Genomic DNA, 2,812 nt, shown 5'->3' with positions numbered 1-2,812 from the left:
CGCTATCTCTGCTCCGGCCTGATCAAGGGCATCGCCCCCCTCCTCCCCCCCCCCCCCCCCCCCCCCCCCCCTCCCCCCCCCCCCCCCCCCCCCCCCGGGGCGGTGGCCGGTCCCTGCGGCCTACTTCAGACCGATCGCGTCGCAGCCGGCCTTGTACTTGCCGGTGCAGATCTCGTCGATCGTGTAGATGCCGTCCTTGATGACGGTGTCCTTGATGTTGTCCTTGGTCAGCGAGACGACCGGGACGAGGACCGTCGGGATGCCCTTCTGGCTGGCGTTGTCGACCTTGGAGGTGGCGATCGAGTCGAGCTTCTCGCCCTTGGCGAGGGCCACGGCCATCTCGGCGGCGACGATGCCCTCGGCCGGGTACGACTTGTAGACGCTCATGAACTGCTCACCGGTGACGATGCGCTGCACGCCCGCCAGTTCGGCGTCCTGGCCGGTGACCGGGGGGAGCTTCGGCAGACCGGCGGCCTTCAGGGCGGTGATGATGCCGCCCGCCATACCGTCGTTGGCGGAGTAGACGCCGTCGATCTTGTCCTTGCCGAGCGCGGTGATCGCCGCTTCCATGTTGGCGTTGGCGTTCTCCGGCTTCCACTCCTTGGTGTCGTACTCCTTGCCGTACTTCACCTTGCCGTCCAGGACGGACTTGGCGCCCGTCTTGAAGAGGGCGGCGTTCGGGTCGGTGATCGCCCCGTTCATCATCACGATGGTGGCGCTGCCGTCGGCCTTGTCGCCCAGCGCCTCCAGCAGGGCGGTGCCCTGGGCGCGGCCGACCTCTTCGTTGTCGAAGGAGGTGTAGGCGTCGATGGGGCCCTCGGCCAGGCGGTCGAAGGCGACGACCGGGATGCCCGCGGCCTTGGCCTTCTTGACGCTGTTCTCGATCGCCTTGGCGTCCACCGCGCCGACGATGAGCGCGTCGACCTTGTTGGTGATCATCGTGTCGATCTGCTGCGCCTGGATGGTCGCGTCCTGCTTGGCGTTGACGTAGGTGACCTTCGCCTTGCCGTCGGTGAGCTCGCTGATCTTCTTCTCGATGATCGGCCGGTCGAACTTCTCGTAGCGGGCCGTCTGGTTCTCGGGGAGGAGCAGACCTATCTTCAGGTCGTCGCCCTTCTTCTCCGAGCCCTGTTCGGCCTTGTCACCGGACTCCTTGGCACTGCCGCAGGCGGCCAGCGAGACCGCCATCGCGGTGGCGGCAACGGCAACGGCGGCACGACGCATACGCGTGTTCATTCTCGAACCTCCCTGACGAGGCCGCGACGTTGCGGCCGAGGTGGCTGGAAGTCAACTCGGCCGCAGCGCCAGCGTCAAGGAGTAAATCCTTAACGAGATGACAACGGTGCCATTCGTTATCTAAGTGAAGACAGGAGTCGCTGCGGGGAGGGCGCCTTCCAAAAGGGTTGAATCCCCCATCTCACTCAGCACCAGGGCGAGGGCGCCCAGCACTTCGGCACGCCCGCCCAGGGCTCCCGGCAGCACCGAGAGCTGCCGGGCCGCACTGGGGATCGCGTACCGCGACACGGAGTCCCGTATGGGCCCCAGAACCAGCTCCCCGGCCTCCGCCAGCGAGCCGCCGAGCACCACTCGGCTGGGGTTGAGCAGATTGCACAGGTTGGCGACACCGCTGCCTATGTGGCGGCCGACGTCACCGACGACCCGGCGGCACCCCGGATCGCCCTCGCGGGCCAGCTGGACCACCCGCTCCATGGTGAGCCCGGGGCCGTGGCTGGGCTGGAGCAGCGGCAGCACGTACCGCGCGGCGGCGAAGGTCTCCAGGCAGCCGCGGTTGCCGCAGCGGCAGACCGGACCCGACTCGTCGAGCGTGATGTGGCCGATCTCGCCGGCCGTACCGCCGGGGCCCCGGTAGATGGTCCCGTCGATCACCAGCCCGGCGCCGACACCGCTGGCGACCTTGATGTAGGCGAGGTCCTTGACACCCCGGCCGCTCCCCCAGACCAGCTCGCCGAGCGCCCCGAGGTTGGCGTCGTTGTCGACGTAGACCGGGACGCCGAGGCGGCCGGAGAGCTCCTCGCTGGGGTTGATGCCGGTCCAGCCCGGCAGGATCGAGGTGGAGCCCAGCGTTCCGGACTCCACGTCGATGGGTCCCGGGACGCCGAGCCCGACGCCGATGACCTTGTCCGGGCCGATTCCGGTGGCCTCGATCAGCCGCTTGACCAGCGCTTCCGCCCGGTCGAACCCCTCGGCGGACGAGGCGTCGACGTCCAGTGGCTCGGACTCCTCGGCCAGCACCTGGTGGGCCAGGTTGCCGACGGCGACCCGCAGGTGCGTATGGCCGAAGTCGACGCCGATGACGATGCCCGCGTCCCCGCTGAGCGAGACGCTGCGGGCCCGGCGGCCGCCCGCCGAGGTGGGCGTCACCTCGACCGTTCCGCCGTCCTTCAGCTCCCGGACGATATTGGAGACCGTGGCCGCGGAGAGCCCGGTGCTCCGGGCGATCTCCGCCTGGGTGAGCGAACCGGCCATCCGTACGGCGCGTACGACCCGCTCCAGATTGGCCCTGTGCAGCGATGTCTGCGACCCGGGAGTCTCCATCGACTCATCCACTCCTGCCCTTGGCGGGCGGTCCGGAGAGGACCGCCCCGGCCGGGGCGGCAGCGATGACACCCCAGCTTCCTCCAACATGTGAACTCTAAGCTGACCGTTCGGGGGCGCCTCCCGTCAAGACCTGAGCATCCGCGCACGCCACGACGGCCCGGGGGGGGGGGGGGGGGGGGGGGGGGGGGGGGGGGGGGGGGGGGGGGGGGGGGGGGGGGGTGGGGGTGGGGGGGGTGGGGCGCGGGCCCACTCC

At 70.0% G+C, this 2,812-nt stretch carries 2 protein-coding genes; both read right to left on the bottom strand.

Translation table 11 applies throughout. The features are described from left to right. Positions 1-120 precede the first annotated feature (120 nt). Positions 121-1,236, bottom strand: a complete 1,116-nt coding sequence (locus AC0682_RS30355) for a sugar ABC transporter substrate-binding protein (RefSeq protein ID WP_478536396.1) — start codon at positions 1,234-1,236, stop codon at positions 121-123. 120 nt (positions 1,237-1,356) lie between these two features. Further along, positions 1,357-2,556, bottom strand: coding sequence for an ROK family transcriptional regulator (locus AC0682_RS30350; RefSeq protein WP_478536395.1), 1,200 nt, complete (start codon positions 2,554-2,556; stop codon positions 1,357-1,359). Between the last annotated feature and the right edge of the window lie 256 nt (positions 2,557-2,812).

Source organism: Streptomyces sp. NPDC043746 (assembly GCF_056436485.1).
The sequence above is the reverse complement of the archived record's forward strand: the minus strand, read 5'-3'. Positions and strand labels throughout refer to the sequence as shown.